Annotated in this window: 2 protein-coding genes; both read left to right on the top strand. The window is 71.4% G+C overall.

All coding sequences use genetic code 11. From position 1 onward, the window contains the following. Positions 1 to 55: 55 nt before the first annotated feature. Positions 56 to 943: an NAD kinase gene (locus tag MJ783_RS18815; protein ID WP_239312138.1), complete on the top strand. Its 888-nt coding sequence runs from the start codon at positions 56 to 58 to the stop codon at positions 941 to 943. A 98-nt stretch (positions 944 to 1,041) separates the two neighbouring features. Next, positions 1,042 to 1,221: AAA family ATPase (locus tag MJ783_RS18820; RefSeq protein WP_239312141.1), on the top strand; the 180-nt coding region annotated here is incomplete at its 3' end.

Consider the following 1,221-nt stretch of genomic DNA (forward strand, 5'->3'; position numbering starts at 1 on the left):
CCGGCGGCGGCGACTGTGGGCCGGGCCTGTCCGGTCAGCCCGGAGAGGTGCACGGGTGAGCCGGGAGGTCCTGGTCGTGACCCATCCCCGCCGTTCGGCGGTGCGTGAGGTCGCCCAGCGTGTCCTGGATCAGTTTGTCGCCGCCGGAGTCGCGCCGCGGGTGCTGCGCGACGAGGCCGACCTGCTTGACCTGCGCTGTGCCAACGTCGTCCCGCCCGACGGGGCCGCGGCGTTCGGGGTCGAGCTTGTCCTCGTTCTCGGCGGGGACGGCAGCCTGCTGCGCGGCGCGGAGCTTGCGCGCGGCGCCGACGCCCCGCTGCTCGGTGTCAACCTCGGCCATGTCGGCTTTCTCGCCGAGGCTGAACCGGACGCGCTGGAGTCCACGGTCGACCATGTCGTCCGCAAGGATTACCAGGTCGAGGAGCGGATGACCGTTGACGTGACGGTTCGCTACCACGGCGAGCCCACGTACCGCGGCTGGGCTCTCAACGAGGTGTCGCTGGAGAAGGTCGATCGGTCCCGGATGCTGGAATGCGTTGTCGAGGTCGACAACCGTCCGCTGTCCCGGTGGGGCTGTGACGGCATGATCTGTTCGACCCCCACCGGATCGACGGCGTACGCGTTCTCGGTTGGCGGCCCGGTCCTGTGGCCGGGCGTCGAGGCCCTGCTGGTCGCGCCGATCAGCGCCCACGCGCTGTTCGCCCGCCCCCTGGTGCTGGCTCCCACCTCGTCGGTCGCCATCGAGGTGCTGCCCTCGACCCCGGCCGTGCTGTCCTGCGACGGGCGGCGCTCGGTGGAGGTCGCGGAACGCTCCCTGGTCGAGGTGACGCGGGGGCGCCGGCCGGTACGGCTCGCCGTGGTGCACCCGCGGCCGTTCACCGACCGGCTGGTGGCCAAGTTCGACCTGCCGGTGACAGGCTGGCGGGGGCGGACGAGGACCTGACACGAGTGGATGCTTCTTCGCGGCCTGTGCCCGTCGCCGAGGCCGGGATCTCGGGTGCGCCCGTTACCGAGGACGGGACACGCCATAGAGTCACGTCTGTGCTCGAGGAAATTCGCATTCGCGGCCTCGGGGTCATCGACGACGCTGTGCTCGAGCTCGCGCCCGGTCTCACCGTGGTCAGCGGTGAGACCGGCGCTGGCAAGACCATGATTGTCCAGGGGCTCGGGCTTCTCACCGGCGGGCGTGCGGATGCCGGTCTGGTGCGTCCCGGCGTGGGG

This window comes from Protofrankia sp. Cj3, assembly GCF_917627355.1.
GTDB lineage: Bacteria > Actinomycetota > Actinomycetes > Frankiales > Frankiaceae > Protofrankia.